Genomic DNA, 15,062 nt, shown 5'->3' with positions numbered 1-15,062 from the left:
GCCGGCGGCGATTGCAGGGCCCGACAGGAAGCGTGCAAATCCCGCCAGGACGGCGAATCCGCCGTTTTGATCGAGATCAATCACGGCTGCGGGAGCGGCTGGCTATAATCCGCGCCTCCTGTCCGGAGTTCTGTTTAATGAATAAAATCAGTTGCTTGCTTGTGGTTATTGCCGGTTTTTCCGGGGCGCTGCGGGCCGAGATCGACGTCGATAAGGCCAAGGAAATCTACGGCCCCTGCGCTGCCTGCCACGGGCAGTTCGGCGCCGGCGGCAAGAAGGGCGAATACCCGCGCATTGCCGGCCAGCATGCGCGCTATACCTACGAGCAGCTGAAGAACTTCCAGAGCCAGCATCGCCTCAATCTGCCGATGTTCCCCTACACCAAGGAGCGCGAGTTGCCCGAGGAGGACATGAAGCTGGTCGCCGCCTGGCTGGAAACGGTCGAACTGCCGACCAGGATGCCGACCTTCAACGGCGACGAGGACGCGCTGACCCGGCTGAACATGGTCGAGAAGGTGATGATCGTGCCCCGGGCCGAGGGCGACGTCGCTGCCGGCGGCAAGGTCTACCAGGAACACTGCGGCGGCTGCCATGGCCGCCAGGGCAAGGGGCGGGGGATGTTCCCGATGCTGGTCGGCCAGTACACCAATTACCTGAAGAAGCAGATCGACGCCTATCGCCGCGGCGAGCGCCCGCACGAGGACGAGACGGCCAGCGAAGGCATCCTCTACCAGGTTTCCGAGGACGAGATCCGCAATGTCCTTGCCTACCTGACGACCCTGCAGAACGCCGATTGAACGGCCGCCGGGACTGACGCCGCAGACCTTCTCGGGCAGAATGCCGGAGAAGGAGGATGTGCCCATGACCAACGACAGCCTGGTCGGCAAGCTGCGTTCGCTGATTGCCACCGACAAGCCGCGCAGCAGCTTGTCCGCGCGCGGTCTCGAGCGTCTGCGCGGACAGTTGCGCGAATGCGCCGATGGAATCGGCGGCGACGTTTCGGCGCGCACGCGGGCGGCAAAGCTGGCGGAAACCTATCTCGGGCTCGACGACGGCGGTCGCCTGCAGTTCCTCAAGCTGATCGCCCTCGAGTTCGGCCCCGATCCGGCCCGTGTCGCCGCTGCCCATGCCGAGTACCAGGCCGCCGTCGGCACGCCCGGGCAGTGGAAGGCGGAAGCAGCCTTGCGCGGGGCGATGCGCTCGGCACGCATCCGCATCATGACGCAGTTCAACGCCATCCCGCAGGGCGTCAAGTTCCTCGTCGACCTGCGCGCCGACCTCCTGCGCTATCTCCAGGAAGACCGCGAACTGGCGGTCCTCGACCGTGAGCTGGAGTCGCGCCTGAATGCCTGGTTCGATGTCGGCTTCCTCGAGTTGCAGCGGCTGACCTGGAACTCGCCGGCGGCGCTGCTCGAAAAGCTGATCGAGTACGAGGCAGTGCATGAGATCCAGTCATGGACCGACCTCAAGAATCGCCTCGATTCCGACCGCCGGCTCTACGCCTTCTTCCATCCGCGCATGCCGGCGGAGCCGCTGATCTTCGTCGAAGTCGCGCTGACCGATCACCTGGCCGACAATGTCCAGGAGCTGCTCGACGTGCATGCGCCGCTGTTCGACCACCGCAAGGCCGACACCGCGATCTTCTATTCGATCTCGAGCACCCAGGTCGGCCTGCGCGGCGTTTCCTTCGGCAACTTCCTGCTCAAGCGCGTCATCGACGATCTCCGGCGCGATTTTCCCAAGCTCGACAAGTTTGCGACGCTGTCGCCGATTCCGGCATTGGCCAGCTGGCTGCGCCATCATCCGCAGGCCCTGGGCGAGGCCGGCATCGATTTTTCGCTGGCCCAGCTGGCCGACGGCACCTGGGCGCAGGACCGCGAGATTGCCCGCCAGCTGCGCGAGCCGCTGACGCGGCTGGCCGCACGCTACCTGGCGACGGCCAAGCGCGGCAATCAGGATGGCGGGCCGCCTTACGATCCGGTGGCGCGCTTCCATCTCGGCAACGGCGCCCGCATCGAGCGCCTGAACTATCTGGCCGACAATTCGGCCAAGGGTTTTGCCCAGTCGTTCGGCCTGATGGTCAATTACCGCTACGAACTCGACGACCTCGAAGGCAATCTCGAAGCCTTTGCCGGAAGTGGCCGGATCGCGATGTCGTCGGCGATCCGGCGGCAGGCCCGGCACGAATGAGCCGGATCGGCGCTCAGACGCGCAGCAGCGCCTTGATCAGCCGTTCGGACAACTGCTCCTCGGTGAACTGTGGTTCGTTGGGCGGGTAGAGCGAGTTTTCCTCGATCGTGAAACCGTGCTCCTGCGCCAGCGCGCGCAGTTCCTTGATTTTCTGGCAGGCGCGCAGTTGCTCGGCGAGCGCTGCGTCGTTGCGGGCTTTGTCGGAAAAGGCCTTGATCGGGACGATCGACATCGTGGTGACTCCTGGTCGGGTTGGGAAAATGTGGACGCCCGCCGGCTTGTCGGAGAGCTGACAAAGAAGCGCGGTGAACGGGCAGATTTCTGCCAGGAAGCAATTCCGGGGCCAAATCGGCCACAATGGCGGCCTGGAGGATGCCGTGAAGCAGGAACAAGTAACCCGACACAGTTTGTTTGAAGACGCCCAGGCGCTGCTGGTGGCGCCGATGTTCGTCGCCTTCGCGGTGTTGCTGTTCCAGCACGCCGGCCTGCTGACCGGCGGCACCGTCGGCCTGGCCTTCCTGGTTCATTACCTGCAGGGCTGGCCGATGGCCTGGGTGGTCTTCCTGGTCAACCTGCCGTTCTACGTTTTTTCCTGGCGGGCGATGGGCATGGTGTTCACGGTCAAGACCTTCATCTGTGTCGGTCTGCTCTCGCTATACACCGCCCTGTTGCCGGAAGTGATCGCGCTGCAGGCCGTCGACCGGCTGTTCGCGGCTGTGATGGGCGGTTTCCTGATCGGCGTCGGACTGCTGATGATCGTCCGCCACAAGGCCAGCCTCGGCGGTCTCGGGGTGCTCGCGCTGTACCTGCAGAACACCCGCGGCTGGTCGGCGGGCAAGGTGCAGATGGCGGCGGACGCGCTGATCCTGCTCGCCGGGCTGGTCATCCGCGATCCGCTGACGGTGGTGCTGTCTATCGTCGGCGCCTTGGCCCTGAATCTGGTGCTCGCGGCCAACCACAAGGCTGGCCGCTACCTCGCCACCTGAGTCCGGCTCAGGCGGTCAGGCGGCCGTTGGCAACCAGCTTGCCGGCCTGCGCCCGCAGCTTGTCAGCCAGCCAGGCCAGGGCACGCAGCAGGCGTTCGCTGGCGCTGCGCTCGAAGCGCAGGCGGGCGTCGCCGCCGACGCTTTCGATGACGATACGACCGTTGCCGCGGATGCGGTGGGTTTCGCCGCTGGCCAGAATGATGTCGCCGGCATCGCCGGTGACCGTCAGCCAGAGCACGCCCTTGGTACAGCGCACCGAAATTCCCGGTGCGTCCGACAGGCGCAACGGGCAGTGTTCCCGCAAGTAGAGTTCCCTGTTGCCCAGATCGATCTTCATCGCTGCATCTCCTTTCACAATGCAGGCACAGTTTAGGCGCGGCACGATCAATGATACAGTCACACAAAAACAAAATTGTGATCAACACAGTCCTGCCAATTTCTAACTGTGCTGCTTGAATTCGACGACCACTGTATCGGTGTGAAATGTCCGTAGAACCGCTTCGTTACGAGAAACTCGCCGGCGAACTGGCGACCATGATCAGCGGCGGCGTGCTCGCCCAGGGCGATCGCCTGCCGTCGGTACGGCAATTGGCCCAGGAGCGCCGGCTGTCGGTATCCACGGTGGTGCAGGCGCTGCGCCAGCTGGAGGGGCGTGGCCTGGTCGAGGCGCGGCCGCAGTCCGGCTATTTCGTCCGTCCGGCGGCGACCGTGCGCAGCGAGCCGCAGGCGCGCTCGACCCCGGATGCGCCGATGCCGGTGGATATTTCCGAGCGTCTGGTGCATGTCCTGCAGGCCGGCGCTCAGCCCGGTGTCGCGCCCTTGTCGGCGGCGTTGCCGGCCAACGAGCTGCTGCCGATCGCGGCTCTGCACCGGCTCTACAGCGGTGTCGCCCGGCGCCACCCGCAGCTGCTCGAAACCGGCAGCCATGTGCACATGGACCTGCCGCCGCTGGTCCGCCAACTGGTCCGGCGCTCGCTGTCCTGGGGGGCGCCCCTGCCGGCCGAGGAATTCGTCATTACCAACTCCTGCACCGAGGCGCTCAATCTCTGCCTGCGCGCAGTAACCCGGCCGGGCGATACGGTTGCCGTCGAGTCGCCGGCCTACTACCTGATGCTCCAGCTGCTCGAGACGCTCGGCCTGAAAGCGCTGGAGATTCCCTGCGATCCTCGCACCGGGATGTCGATCGAAGCGCTCGAACTGGCAACCCGCAACGGTGGTGTCGCGGCCTGCCTGCTCGTCGCCAACGGCAGCAATCCGCTCGGCAGCCTGATGCCCGACGACAAAAAACGCCGCCTGGCGGCGTTGACCGCCAGTCGCGGCATCCCGGTGATCGAGGATGACATCTACGGCGATCTCTATTTCGGCGATAGCCGCCCGTGGCCGGTCAAGGCCTTCGACAGCGCCGGCAACGTCATGCTCTGCGCCTCTTTCTCGAAGTGCCTGTCGCCTTCACTGCGCATCGGCTTCGTCGCCGCCGGCCGCCATCGCGCCGCCGTCGCGTTGCAGAAGACGATCACCAGCGGCGGTACCAATCCGCTGACCCAGATGGTGCTGGCCGAATACCTCGAATCCGGCGCCATCGACCGCCACCTGCGGCATTTGCGGCGGACCTACCGCAACCAGGTCGATGCGATGCGGGCCGCGGTGTCGCGCTATTTTCCGGCGTCGACCCGGATTGCCCAGCCGCAGGCCGGTTATGTGCTGTGGATCGAGCTGCCGGAGCACATCGACACCACCCAGATGCACGCCCGGGCGCTGCGTGAGGGGCTTTCCTACGTGCCGGGCGAGCTGTTTTCGCCGAGCGGGATGTACCGCAACTGTCTGCGCCTCAACTGCGGCAATCCGCACACGCCGGAAATCGACGACGCAATCCGCCGCCTCGGCCGCATTTTCGGCGGTGGCGAAGGCACGCCGCAGGCGGGCAGGGGATGAGCAACTACGGTATCATTGCCCCTTTTTGGGCAAGCCCCGGCTTGCCGTTCTGAACGCATCCGAAGGATTTTCTGCTCATGTTCGACGCAGTCCGCAACAACAAGAAGATCGTCCAGGTATTCCTGGTGCTGATCGCGCTTCCTTTCGCCTTCTTCGGCCTCGATTCCTACGTCAATGGCGGCGGCGCCGGTGCCGACGTCGCCAAGGTCGGCAACATCAAGATCAGTCAGCAGGAATTCCAGCAGTCGCTGCGCGAGCAGCAGGAGCGCCTGCGCGCCCAGCTCGGCCAGGTCGATCCGAAGATGCTCGACAATCCCGAGTTCCGCAAGGCCATCCTCAACGACCTGGTCGACCAGCGCCTGCTCGTGCTCGAAGCCGGCAAGCGCCGCCTGTTCGCCGGCAACGACGCGGTGGTCAATGCGATCGCCTCGATCGAGGCCTTCCAGCAGGATGGCAAGTTCTCGCAGGAGCGCTATGAAGCCGTGCTGCGTTCCCAGGGCATGTCGCCCGCCGGTTTCGAGGCGCAGGTGCGCCAGGACCTGACGCTGCAGCAGCTGGCCGGCACCATCGCCCGCACCGGCACGCTGTCGACCACCGTCAGCGAGCGCATCCTGGCTCTGCAGACCGAGCAGCGCGAAGTCCAGGAAGTCCTGCTGGCAACTGCCGATTACCTGGGCAAGGTCAAGCTTGCCGACGGTGCCGCCCGCAAGTTCTACGACGACAACAGCAAGCAGTTCGAAACCCCCGACCAGGCCCGCGTCGAATACGTGGTCCTGGCGCAGAATTCGGTCGAGGTCAAGGTCGCCGACAGCGAAATCAAGGCCTGGTACGACGGCCACAAGGATCGCTACCAGCAGCCGGAAGAGCGGCGCGCCAGCCACATCCTGATCGCCTCGGAAAAGCTCGGCAAGGACAAGGCCCGGGCCAAGGCCGAGGAAGTGCTGGCAGAAGTGCAGAAGAAGCCGGCCGCGTTCGGCGAGCTGGCCAGGAAGTATTCCGATGACCCGGGTTCGGCGGCGCAGGGCGGTGATCTCGGTTTCTTCGGCCGCGGCATGATGGTCAAGCCGTTCGAGGACGCCGCCTTCGGCATGAAGGAAGGCGAGACCTCGGGCATCGTCGAGTCCGATTTCGGCTTCCACATCATCCGCCTGGCAACCGTCCGTGCTGCCAAGGAAAAGCCGCTGGCCGAGGTGCGCGGCGAGATCGAGAGCGAACTCAAGGCAGCGGCGGCCGCGCGCAAGTTTGCCGAAGCTGCCGAAGCCTTCAGCAACCTGGTCTATGAGCAGTCCGACAGCCTCCAGCCGGCTGCCGACCAGTTCAAGCTGAAGATCGAGCAGAGCGGCTGGCTCGGCCGCCAGGCCAACCCGGCCAATGGTCCGCTCGGCAATGCCAAGCTGATCGAGGCGCTGTTCTCGGAAGAGTCAGTCAAGAGCAAGCGCAACACCGAGGCCGTCGAGATCGCCCCGAATACCCTGGTCTCGGCCCGCATCGTCGAGTACAAGCCGGCTGCACTGCAGCCTTTCGAGTCGCTGCAGCCGACGATCGAGAAGATGCTCGCCAGCCAGGAAGCCCAGAAACTGGCCAAGGCCGATGGCGAAGCCCGTCTGGCCGCGCTCAAGAGTGGTGACGACAAGCTTGCCTGGGGTGGCGTCAAGCGCGTCTCGCGGATGGATGCCCGCCAGCTGCCGCCGGCCGCGCTGCAGCCGGTGTTCCGGATGAATGCCGGCAAGCTGCCTGCCTATACCGGCGTCGAACTGCCGGGCAGCGGCTACGCGCTGTACCGCCTGAACAAGGTCGGTGCCGGCGACAAGCTCGACGACGTCCGCCGCCAGGGCCTGATCGGCCAGCTGCGCTCGCTGGCTGCCCAGGAGGAGCTGGAAATCTACCTGAGTGCCCTGCGTGCCCGCTACAAGGTTGAAATCAACGAGAAGGCGCTGACCGCCAGCGAACGCTAAGGCTGATGCATAGGCTTGAAAAGGGCGGGGTTGCGACCTCGCCTTTTTTTCGTCAACGGACCAGTGCGCGGTAGGCGTCGTTGACCGAGAGGAAGACTTCGCCGGACAGTTCGGCGAGCAGCGGGGTGCGCCCGAGGCGGTCGTGCACCGGTCCCTTGATCTCGGCCAGGTGCAGGCGGATGGCGCGGGCGCCGAGGTCGCGGTTGAGGTCGCCGAGGACTTCGGCGGCGGTTGCGTCGATGCGGTTTACTGCGCTCATGATCAGGACCACGTCACGGGTGGCCGGGGCTTTCTCGAGTTCGCCGGCGAGGCGTGCCTCGACAGCGCCGAGGTTGCCGAAGAACAGGCTTTCGTCGATGCGCAGGAAGAGGGCTTCGGGCAGGGTTTCGACGGCGTGGCGGTCGACGTTGCGGAAATGCTCGCTGCCCGGAATCCGGCCGATGACCGCGATGTGCGGCGTGCTCGCGCGATAGAGCAGGGTCGCCAGCGAGAACAGGATCCCCAGGCCGATGCCGGCCTCGATGCCGAGCAGGAAGACGCCGACGGCGGTACCGAGGGCGGCGATGCCGTCGGCACGGTCGTAATCCCAGGCCTGGCGCAGGGCGCGCAGGTCGATCATGCTCAACGCGGCAACGATGATGCTGGCCGCCAGCACGGCCAGCGGCAGGCGGGCGAACAGCGGCGCGGCACCGGCGACCACGGCGAGCATGGCGCAGGCCGAGACGATGCCGGCGAGCGGCGTTTGTGCGCCGGCGGCAACGTTGACCGCGGAGCGCGAGACACCGCCACCGACCGGCATGCCGCCGCTGCAGGCCGCGACCAGGTTGGCAGCGCCGAGGCCGACCAACTCGGCGTTGGCGTTAATCCTTTCGCGCCGCCGGATGGCCAGTGCCTGCGCCATCGAAATGTTCTGAACCATGCCGATCAGTGCCATCAGCACGATAGGCAAGGCCAGCTGGCGCCACTGGCCGGCATCGGGCAGCGGCAGCGCCAGCCCGGGCAGGCCGGCGGCGACCTGGCCGACGACGGCAACGCCGTGGCGCAGGTCGAGGTCCTGGGCGACGACCAGCGCAGTACCGGCAAGGACGACGAAAAGCGGCGCCAGGCGGACGATGAATGCCGTCGACGCCGGCTTCAGGCCGGTTTTCCCGAGCAGGCCGGTCAATCCCAGGCGGGCGAAGGCGAGTACGGCAATTGCCGCCACCCCGATCGCCGTGTCGACGCCGAGACGTCCGCCGGCGAGCAACGCGGCGATCACGCGCCAGGCGTCGCTGCCGGCCGGGTGCACGGCAAACAGGTACTTCAGCTGGCTGAGCACGATCAGCACTGCCGAACCGGCGATGAAGCCGGCGATCACCGGCCGGCTCAGCAATTGTGCCAGGAAGCCGAGGCGGAGCAGGCCGCAGGCCAGCAGCAGCAAGCCCGAACCGAGTGCCAGCGCGGCCGCCAGTGCCAGGTATTCGGGCGAGCCGGGTGCAGCGATCGGGGTCAGTACCGACCAGGTCATGATCGAGGTGATCGCCACCGGGCCGACTGCCTGAACCATGCTGCTGCCGAACAGCGCGTAGGCGATCGCCGGCAGGATGGCGACATACAGCCCGGCCTGCGGCGGCAATCCGGCGAGCAGCGCGTAGGCCAGGCTCTGCGGGATGACCAGGATGGTGACGATGATTCCGGCGAGCAGGTCGCTGGTCAGGTGGTGGCGCGGGTAGGGCGAGGCCCAGGATGGCAGCAGGCGCATCTCAGGGCGCCGCCGGGGCAATGAAAAACGCCGACCGGGCAAGGCCGGGTCGGCGTTTTGGGGTGTTTTTGCGGGTTGACCGCAAGATCGTTCAGGCCGGCAGCGGTTCGGCGTTGCCCAGGGCGACGGTGTTCATGCCGCCATCGACGTAGGTGATTTCGCCGGTGATGCCGCTGGCCAGGTCGGAGAGCATGAAGGCGGCGGCATTGCCGACTTCCTCTATGGTCACGTTACGGCGCAGCGGCGCGTTGTGCGAGTTGTAGGCGAGCAGCTTGCCGAAGTTGCCGATGCCGGAAGCGGCCAGGGTCTTGATCGGACCGGCCGAGATGGCGTTGGCGCGGATGCCTTCGGGGCCGAGGCAGAAAGCCAGGTAACGCGTGGCGGCCTCGAGGCTGGCCTTGGCCAGGCCCATGGTGTTGTAGTTCGGCATGGTCCGTTCGGCGCCCAGATAGGACAGCGCCAGCGCCGAGCTCTTGCGGCCGCGCATCATCGGCCGGGCGGCCTTGACCAGCGCCGGGTAGCTGTACGAGGAAATCTCGTGGGCGATGCGGAAGGCGTCGCGGGTGATGCCTTCGAGGAAGTCACCCTCGATCGCCTCGGTCGGCGCGTAGGCGATCGAATGCACCAGCCCGTCGAGGCCGTCCCAGCGCTTGCCGAGTTCGACGAAGAGGTTGGTGATCTGCTCGTCGCTGGTGACGTCGAGCGGAATGGTGATGTCGCTGTCGAATTCGGCGGCGAATTTCTTGATGCGGTCTTCGAAACGTTCGTTCTGATAGGTGAAAGCCAGCTGCGCACCTTCGCGATGGCAGGCCTTGGCGATGCCGTAAGCGATGGAATGCTTGGAGAGCAGACCGGTGATCAGAATCTTCTTGTCGGCGAGAAAGCCCATGTGTTTATTCTCCCTTAGGGGTTCAGGCGCGAGATTATAAACCGGTAAACCGCCGTTCGTGACGTCACCGCCGGCGGTTTACGGTGTTCGCTACATGTTCGGATAGGTCGGGCCTTCGCCGCCCTGCGGCGTCACCCAGGTGATGTTCTGCGTCGGGTCCTTGATGTCGCAGGTCTTGCAGTGCAAGCAGTTCTGCGCATTGATCTGCAGGCGCGGCTCACCGCCGGCGTCGTGCAGGATTTCGTAGACGCCGGCCGGGCAGTAGCGCTGCTCGGGCGCGTCGTAGGTCGCCAGGTTGATGGCGACGGGCACCGACGCATCCTTGAGCTGCAGGTGGCAGGGCTGGTCTTCCTCGTGATTGGTGCTGGACAGGAAGACCGAGGACAGGCGGTCGAAGCTGAGCACGCCGTCGGGCTTCGGGTAGTCGATGCGCGGGCAGTCGGCGGCCGGCTTCAGCTTGGCGTGGTCGGGGCTGCCGTGGCGCAGCGTCCATGGGGCCTTGCCGCGCAGCAGCACCTGGTCGATACCGAACATCAGCGAGCCGAGCCACAGGCCCTTGCTCATCCACGGCTTGAAATTGCGGGCGCGGTGCAGTTCGTCGTACAGCCAGCTCTCCCTGAAAGCTTGCGGATAAGCCGTCAGGCTGTCGCGCTGGCGACCGGCGCCGAGCGCCGCAAAGCAGGCTTCGGCGGCCAGCGACCCGGTCTTGATCGCGCAGTGCGAACCCTTGATGCGCGCGGCGTTGAGGAAGCCGGCATCGTCGCCGACCAGGACGCCGCCGGGAAACACCGTTTCCGGCAGCGACTGCAGGCCGCCGGCGGTGAGCGCGCGGGCGCCGTAGGCGATGCGCTTGCCGCCTTCGAGGAACTTGCGGATTTCCGGATGCGTCTTGTAGCGCTGGAATTCCTCGTAGGGCGAAAGATGCGGGTTGGCGTAGCCGAGACCGACAACGAAGCCGACCGCGATCTGGTTGTTCTCCAGGTGATAGAGGAAACCGCCGCCATAAGTGTCGGGCTGCATCGGCCAGCCGCCGCTGTGGACGACCAGTCCCGGCTGGTGCCTGGCCGGGTCGATTTCCCAGAGTTCCTTGAGGCCGATGCCGTAGGTTTGCGGGTCGGCATCGCGGTCGAGCGCGAAATGCGCGATCAGCTGCTTGCCGAGGTGGCCGCGGCAGCCTTCGGCAAAGAAGGTGTATTTGCCATGCAGTTCCATGCCCGGCTGGAAGTTCGGGCCTTCCGAACCGTCGTGCAGGCGGCCCATGTCACCGGTGGCGACACCTTTGACCGCGCCGTTCTCGTCGAACAGCACTTCGCTGCCGGCAAAGCCGGGATAGATCTCGACGCCGAGCGCCTCAGCCTGTTCGCCCAGCCAGCGGCAGACGTTGCCGAGCGAGATGACGTAATTGCCCTCGTTGTGGAAACAGCCGGGGAGCAGGGCGTTCGGTACCCGCGTCGCGCCGGTTTCCGAGAGGATAAGGAAGCGATCCTCGCTGACCGGGGCGTTGAGCGGCGCACCGGTCGTTTTCCAGTCGGGCAGCAGTTCGTCGAGGGCGCGTGGGTCCATCACCGCGCCGGAGAGGATGTGCGCGCCGATCTCGGCGCCTTTCTCGATCAGGCAGACGGCGATTTCCTGATTGCTTGCCGCCGCCAGTTGCTTCAGGCGAATGGCGGCGGCCAGGCCGGCGGGACCACCGCCGACGACGACCGCATCGAATTCCATGGCTTCGCGTTCCATGATGTCTCCTCCGTTTGTTGTTGCCGTTTTCTTCAATACGTTACAGTATGGTAAACCGTCACCAACCCTTTTTCAAACGATCGTTTGATGGACCATCGAAAAAAACTGCTGCACACCGCCCGCATGCCGATCCGCTGGGGCGACATGGATGCTTACGGGCACGTCAACAACACCGTCTATTTCCGCTACATGGAACAGGCACGCGTCGAGTGGCTGGAACAGGAGCAGGTCGTCGTCCGCCCCGGCGGCGACGGGCCGGTGATCATCAACACCGCATGCACCTTCCTGCGGCCGATGACCTATCCGGGAACCGTCGAGGTCCGCACCTACGTTGGTGCGGTCGGCCGCTCCAGCTGCCAGACCTACGTCGACCTGCTGGTCGATGGTGAGCTGTACGCCGAAGGTTCGGCCAAGGTTGTCTGGATGGACACCCGCACCGGCAAGTCGGTGCCTTTGCCGGATCACGTGCGGGCAGCGCTGGAAGCGGAGTAAACTCGGCGCCCATTGCAAAAGCACCGGCGGAACGCACATGGGCAAGAAGAAGATCTGGGAAAAACTGCTGTCGAGCGAGCGCCTGGGCGCCGGCAAGGCGCCGGGCACGGCCGAGCGCACGGCTTTCCAGCAGGATTACGACCGTATCGTGTTCACCTCGGCCTTTCGCCGGCTGAAGGACAAGACCCAGGTTTTCCCGCTGTCGAAGAGCGATTACGTGCGTACCCGCCTGACGCACAGTCTGGAGGCCAGCTGCGTCGGCCGCTCGCTGGGCGCCGTCGTCGGTCGCGAGATCATCGCCCGGCACGGGTTGAAGGACGTCGAGTCGGGCGACTTCGGGGCGATCGTCGCCGCCGCCTGCCTGGCCCACGACATCGGCAACCCGCCCTTCGGCCACGCCGGCGAGGATGCGATCCGCGAATGGTTCCGCAGCTCCGGGTTGCTCGAACGTCATGCCTTCAGCCCGGCGCAGCGCGCCGACTTCGAGAAATACGAGGGCAACGCCCAGGGCTTCCGCATCGTCTCGCGGCTGCAGAGCCCGGCCAACCCGGGCGGCCTGCAGCTGACCAGCGCGGTCCTGGCGACTTTCACCAAGTATCCGCGACCGTCCACGGTCGACGTCGATTTACCGGGAAAAAGCGGCAAGAAGTTCGGCTTCTTCCAGCACGATGCCGACAACTTCGCCCGCGTCGCCCGCTCGACCGGACTGGTCGAACGCCTTCCCGGCCAGGCCTGGCGCCGCCATCCACTGGCTTTCCTGGTCGAGGTCGCCGACGACACCTGCTACCTGATCGTCGACATGGAGGACGCTGCCCGGCTCGGTTTCGTGCCTTACCGCGATGCCGAGTGCCTGCTTGCCGATCTCGCCGGCAACACCATCAACGGCGGCCGCCTGGAGCGCCTGCACGATCCCAAGGAGCGCCTCGAGTATCTGCGCGCCAAGGCGATCGGCCGGCTGCTCGAAAGTGCCGCCGGGGTTTTCCTGGAGAACGAGGCGGCCATCCTCGACGGCAGTTTCGACGACGAGCTGCTCGCCGCCTCGCCGGTCGGCGTGCCGTTGCAGGCGGTGCTGAAGATGGCCAAGGAAACGATCTACACGGCGCGCCCGGCGCTCGAGATCGAGACCGCCGGCTTCGAGGTCCTCGGTGCCTTGCTCGGCTTGTTCACCAATGCCGTCGAGGCCGCCGCGCGGGTTCCCGGGACGCGGGTGACGACGCGCGAGCGGATGCTGCTCAAGTTGCTGCCGACGCAATTTCTTGGTCACGGCGGCCAGCCCGATGCCGATCCTTACGTGCGCCTGCTTCAGGTGGCCGATTTCGTTGCCGGGATGACCGACTCCTACGCCGTCGACATGTATCGCAAGCTCAAAGGCTACGACCTGCCGACCTGATCAGTCGAAGAGGGCGATGAATTCGCTGCGCGCACGCGCCAGTTCGGCGTGGCCGGCGGCGTCGCACAGCCGTTCGCTGGTCCGGTAGAAACGGTCGAAGGCGGCCAGCACGGCGGCCTTGTTCACCTTGTCGCGGGTGCTGGCCCGGCTTTCCGGCAGCGGTTGGTCGAGCGGCTTGAGCACGGCGTAACGGGGAATGACCTGCTGGCCGCCCTGGTCCGAGGAAGCGGTGAGCGGGCCGGTCTTGACGAAGATTTTCCCTGCGTATTCGAAGCGGTCGCCGATGGCGAGGTGCTGGAGTTTCATGGGCGGTCCTGTTGCGGTCGACGGTGGATGGTAGCCGATTTTCAGGACGACAAAAAACGCCGTTTGCTTATTAATTTTGGTAGTATTTCGCAAATTAATTAATTCGAGGATTTGGCATGTTCGGCAGCAAGTATCGGCAGCAGGTCAGCGAACTGGAAGCCGCTCTGAGCGAGTGCCGGGCGGTGCAGGCTGCGCTCGGGCAGTCGATGGCGGTGATCGAGTTGACGCCCGAGGGGATCGTCATCGACGCCAACGAGAATTTCTGCCGGACGATGGGCTACACGCTGGCCGAGCTCAAGGGGCAGCACCATCGCAGTCTGTGCGCTCCGGCATATGCCGCCGGACCTGAGTACGCGGCTTTCTGGGCGGCGTTGCGGCGCGGCGAATTCTCGCGCGGGACGATCAGCCGGCGTCACCGCGACGGCCGCGAGATCTGGCTGGAGGCGACCTACAACCCGGTCCGCGATGCCGCCGGGCAGGTGACCAGGGTGATCAAGTTCGCCACCGATGTCAGCCAGCAGGTGCTCGAAGCCGCCAGCCAGCGGGCGCTGGTCGAGGCGATCGAGCGTTCGATGGCGGTCATCGAGTTCCGCACCGACGGCACGATCCTGCGCGCCAACGACAATTTCTGCCGGACCATGGGCTACGCGGCGAGCGAAGTCGTCGGCCGGCATCACCGCATCTTCTGCGCCGACAGCCTGGCGCGCAGCCCGGAATATGCCCAGTTCTGGGCCCGCCTGGCGCGCGGCGAATTCTGTACCGGCCAGTACGCGCGGCTCGATCGCCAGGGGCGCGAGATCTGGCTCGAAGCCAGCTACAACCCGGTATTCGGGCCGGATGGCCAGGTTGTCAAGGTGGTCAAGTTCGCCACCGACATCAGCGAGCGCGTGCGCCGCAACCTGGCCGAGCGCGAAGGCGCCGAGACCGCCTACCAGGTGGCGCTGGCAACCCGCGAAATCTCGCAGTCCGGCGAAGGCATCATTCTCGATACCGTGGACAAGATGCAGCGCATCGCCGGCATCGTCGACGAATCGGCGGCGCTGGTCGCGGTCCTCGGCGAGCAGACGGCAGGCATTTCGTCGATCGTCGATACGATTCGCGAGATTGCCGACCAGACCAACCTGCTGGCCCTCAACGCGGCGATCGAGGCGGCGCGCGCCGGCGAGTCCGGGCGCGGCTTTGCCGTCGTCGCCGACGAGGTGCGCAAGCTGGCCGAGCGCACCGGCAAGTCGACCGGCGAGATCGGCACGATGATCCGCACCATCCAGCAGGAAACCGGCTCGGTGACGGCGAGCATGAACAACGGCCTGGCCGAGGTGCGCGCCGGCGTCGAACTGGCCAACAGCGCCGGCGCGGCGATCAAGCAGATGCGCGACGGGGCGACCCGGGTGGTCGACGTCGTCCAGGCGTTTTCCAGCACGATCCAGGATTGACCGACGCCGGGCTT

At 65.7% G+C, this 15,062-nt stretch carries 14 protein-coding genes; 8 read left to right on the top strand and 6 right to left on the bottom strand.

Features of this window, described 5'->3' with window-relative positions:
* Window positions 1-137: 137 nt before the first annotated feature.
* Together DFR40_RS03875 and DFR40_RS03870 are read left to right on the top strand one after the other, a co-directional pair.
* A complete protein-coding gene (locus tag DFR40_RS03875) occupies window positions 138-797 on the top strand; it encodes a c-type cytochrome (protein ID WP_121457159.1) in 660 nt (219 codons plus the stop codon).
* 64 nt (window positions 798-861) lie between these two features.
* Window positions 862-2,190, top strand: coding sequence for a malonyl-CoA decarboxylase (locus DFR40_RS03870; RefSeq protein WP_121457158.1), 1,329 nt, complete (start codon window positions 862-864; stop codon window positions 2,188-2,190).
* A gap of 13 nt (window positions 2,191-2,203) precedes the next feature.
* Here DFR40_RS03870 and DFR40_RS03865 read toward each other — a convergent pair whose 3' ends face one another.
* Complete coding sequence (locus tag DFR40_RS03865; protein ID WP_121457157.1) at window positions 2,204-2,422, bottom strand: Nif11-like leader peptide family natural product precursor; 219 nt, start codon at window positions 2,420-2,422, stop codon at window positions 2,204-2,206.
* 145 nt (window positions 2,423-2,567) lie between these two features.
* Between DFR40_RS03865 and DFR40_RS03860 the strand changes: the two genes are divergently transcribed.
* Complete coding sequence (locus DFR40_RS03860) at window positions 2,568-3,176, top strand: YitT family protein (protein WP_245985593.1); 609 nt, start codon at window positions 2,568-2,570, stop codon at window positions 3,174-3,176.
* A gap of 7 nt (window positions 3,177-3,183) precedes the next feature.
* Here the strand turns inward: DFR40_RS03860 and DFR40_RS03855 are convergent, their stop codons facing one another.
* Window positions 3,184-3,513: a DUF2917 domain-containing protein gene (locus tag DFR40_RS03855; RefSeq protein WP_121457156.1), complete on the bottom strand. Its 330-nt coding sequence runs from the start codon at window positions 3,511-3,513 to the stop codon at window positions 3,184-3,186.
* 146 nt (window positions 3,514-3,659) lie between these two features.
* Between DFR40_RS03855 and DFR40_RS03850 the strand changes: the two genes are divergently transcribed.
* Complete coding sequence (locus tag DFR40_RS03850) at window positions 3,660-5,108, top strand: aminotransferase-like domain-containing protein (protein WP_121457155.1); 1,449 nt, start codon at window positions 3,660-3,662, stop codon at window positions 5,106-5,108.
* Between the two features lie 77 nt (window positions 5,109-5,185).
* The gene (locus DFR40_RS03845) at window positions 5,186-7,063 is read left to right on the top strand and encodes a SurA N-terminal domain-containing protein (protein ID WP_121457154.1); all 1,878 of its coding nucleotides are present in this window, start codon (window positions 5,186-5,188) and stop codon (window positions 7,061-7,063) included.
* Window positions 7,064-7,115: 52 nt separating this feature from the next.
* On the opposite strand, the gene DFR40_RS03840 is transcribed toward DFR40_RS03845, so the two are convergent.
* The 3 genes from DFR40_RS03840 to DFR40_RS03830 all read right to left on the bottom strand — a co-directional run bounded on the left by DFR40_RS03840 (window position 7,116) and on the right by DFR40_RS03830 (window position 11,427).
* On the bottom strand, window positions 7,116-8,804 hold the full coding sequence (locus DFR40_RS03840; protein WP_121457153.1) for a SulP family inorganic anion transporter: 1,689 nt from the start codon (window positions 8,802-8,804) through the stop codon (window positions 7,116-7,118).
* Window positions 8,805-8,895: 91 nt separating this feature from the next.
* On the bottom strand, window positions 8,896-9,693 hold the full coding sequence (gene fabI / locus DFR40_RS03835) for an enoyl-ACP reductase FabI (protein ID WP_121457152.1): 798 nt from the start codon (window positions 9,691-9,693) through the stop codon (window positions 8,896-8,898).
* Window positions 9,694-9,783: 90 nt separating this feature from the next.
* Window positions 9,784-11,427, bottom strand: coding sequence for an electron transfer flavoprotein-ubiquinone oxidoreductase (locus tag DFR40_RS03830; protein ID WP_121457151.1), 1,644 nt, complete (start codon window positions 11,425-11,427; stop codon window positions 9,784-9,786).
* Window positions 11,428-11,514: 87 nt separating this feature from the next.
* Between DFR40_RS03830 and DFR40_RS03825 the strand changes: the two genes are divergently transcribed.
* Both DFR40_RS03825 and dgt read left to right on the top strand, forming a co-directional pair.
* Window positions 11,515-11,919: an acyl-CoA thioesterase gene (locus tag DFR40_RS03825; RefSeq protein ID WP_121457150.1), complete on the top strand. Its 405-nt coding sequence runs from the start codon at window positions 11,515-11,517 to the stop codon at window positions 11,917-11,919.
* A gap of 37 nt (window positions 11,920-11,956) precedes the next feature.
* Window positions 11,957-13,309 (top strand): dGTP triphosphohydrolase, encoded by a 1,353-nt coding sequence (dgt, locus tag DFR40_RS03820; RefSeq protein WP_121457149.1) that lies wholly within the window; start codon window positions 11,957-11,959, stop codon window positions 13,307-13,309.
* Here dgt and DFR40_RS03815 read toward each other — a convergent pair whose 3' ends face one another.
* Entirely contained in the window at window positions 13,310-13,615 is a 306-nt protein-coding gene (locus tag DFR40_RS03815; protein ID WP_121457148.1) for a hypothetical protein, read from the bottom strand. It abuts the gene before it with no gap.
* Window positions 13,616-13,731: 116 nt separating this feature from the next.
* Here DFR40_RS03815 and DFR40_RS17455 point away from each other — a divergent pair, with 116 nt between their 5' ends.
* Complete coding sequence (locus DFR40_RS17455) at window positions 13,732-15,048, top strand: methyl-accepting chemotaxis protein (protein ID WP_121457147.1); 1,317 nt, start codon at window positions 13,732-13,734, stop codon at window positions 15,046-15,048.
* Window positions 15,049-15,062 lie beyond the last annotated feature (14 nt).

The sequence above is a fragment of the Azonexus fungiphilus genome (assembly GCF_003634965.1).
GTDB classification, from domain to species: Bacteria; Pseudomonadota; Gammaproteobacteria; order Burkholderiales; family Rhodocyclaceae; genus Azonexus; species Azonexus fungiphilus.
This window is presented reverse-complemented; position numbering and strand designations above follow the sequence as displayed.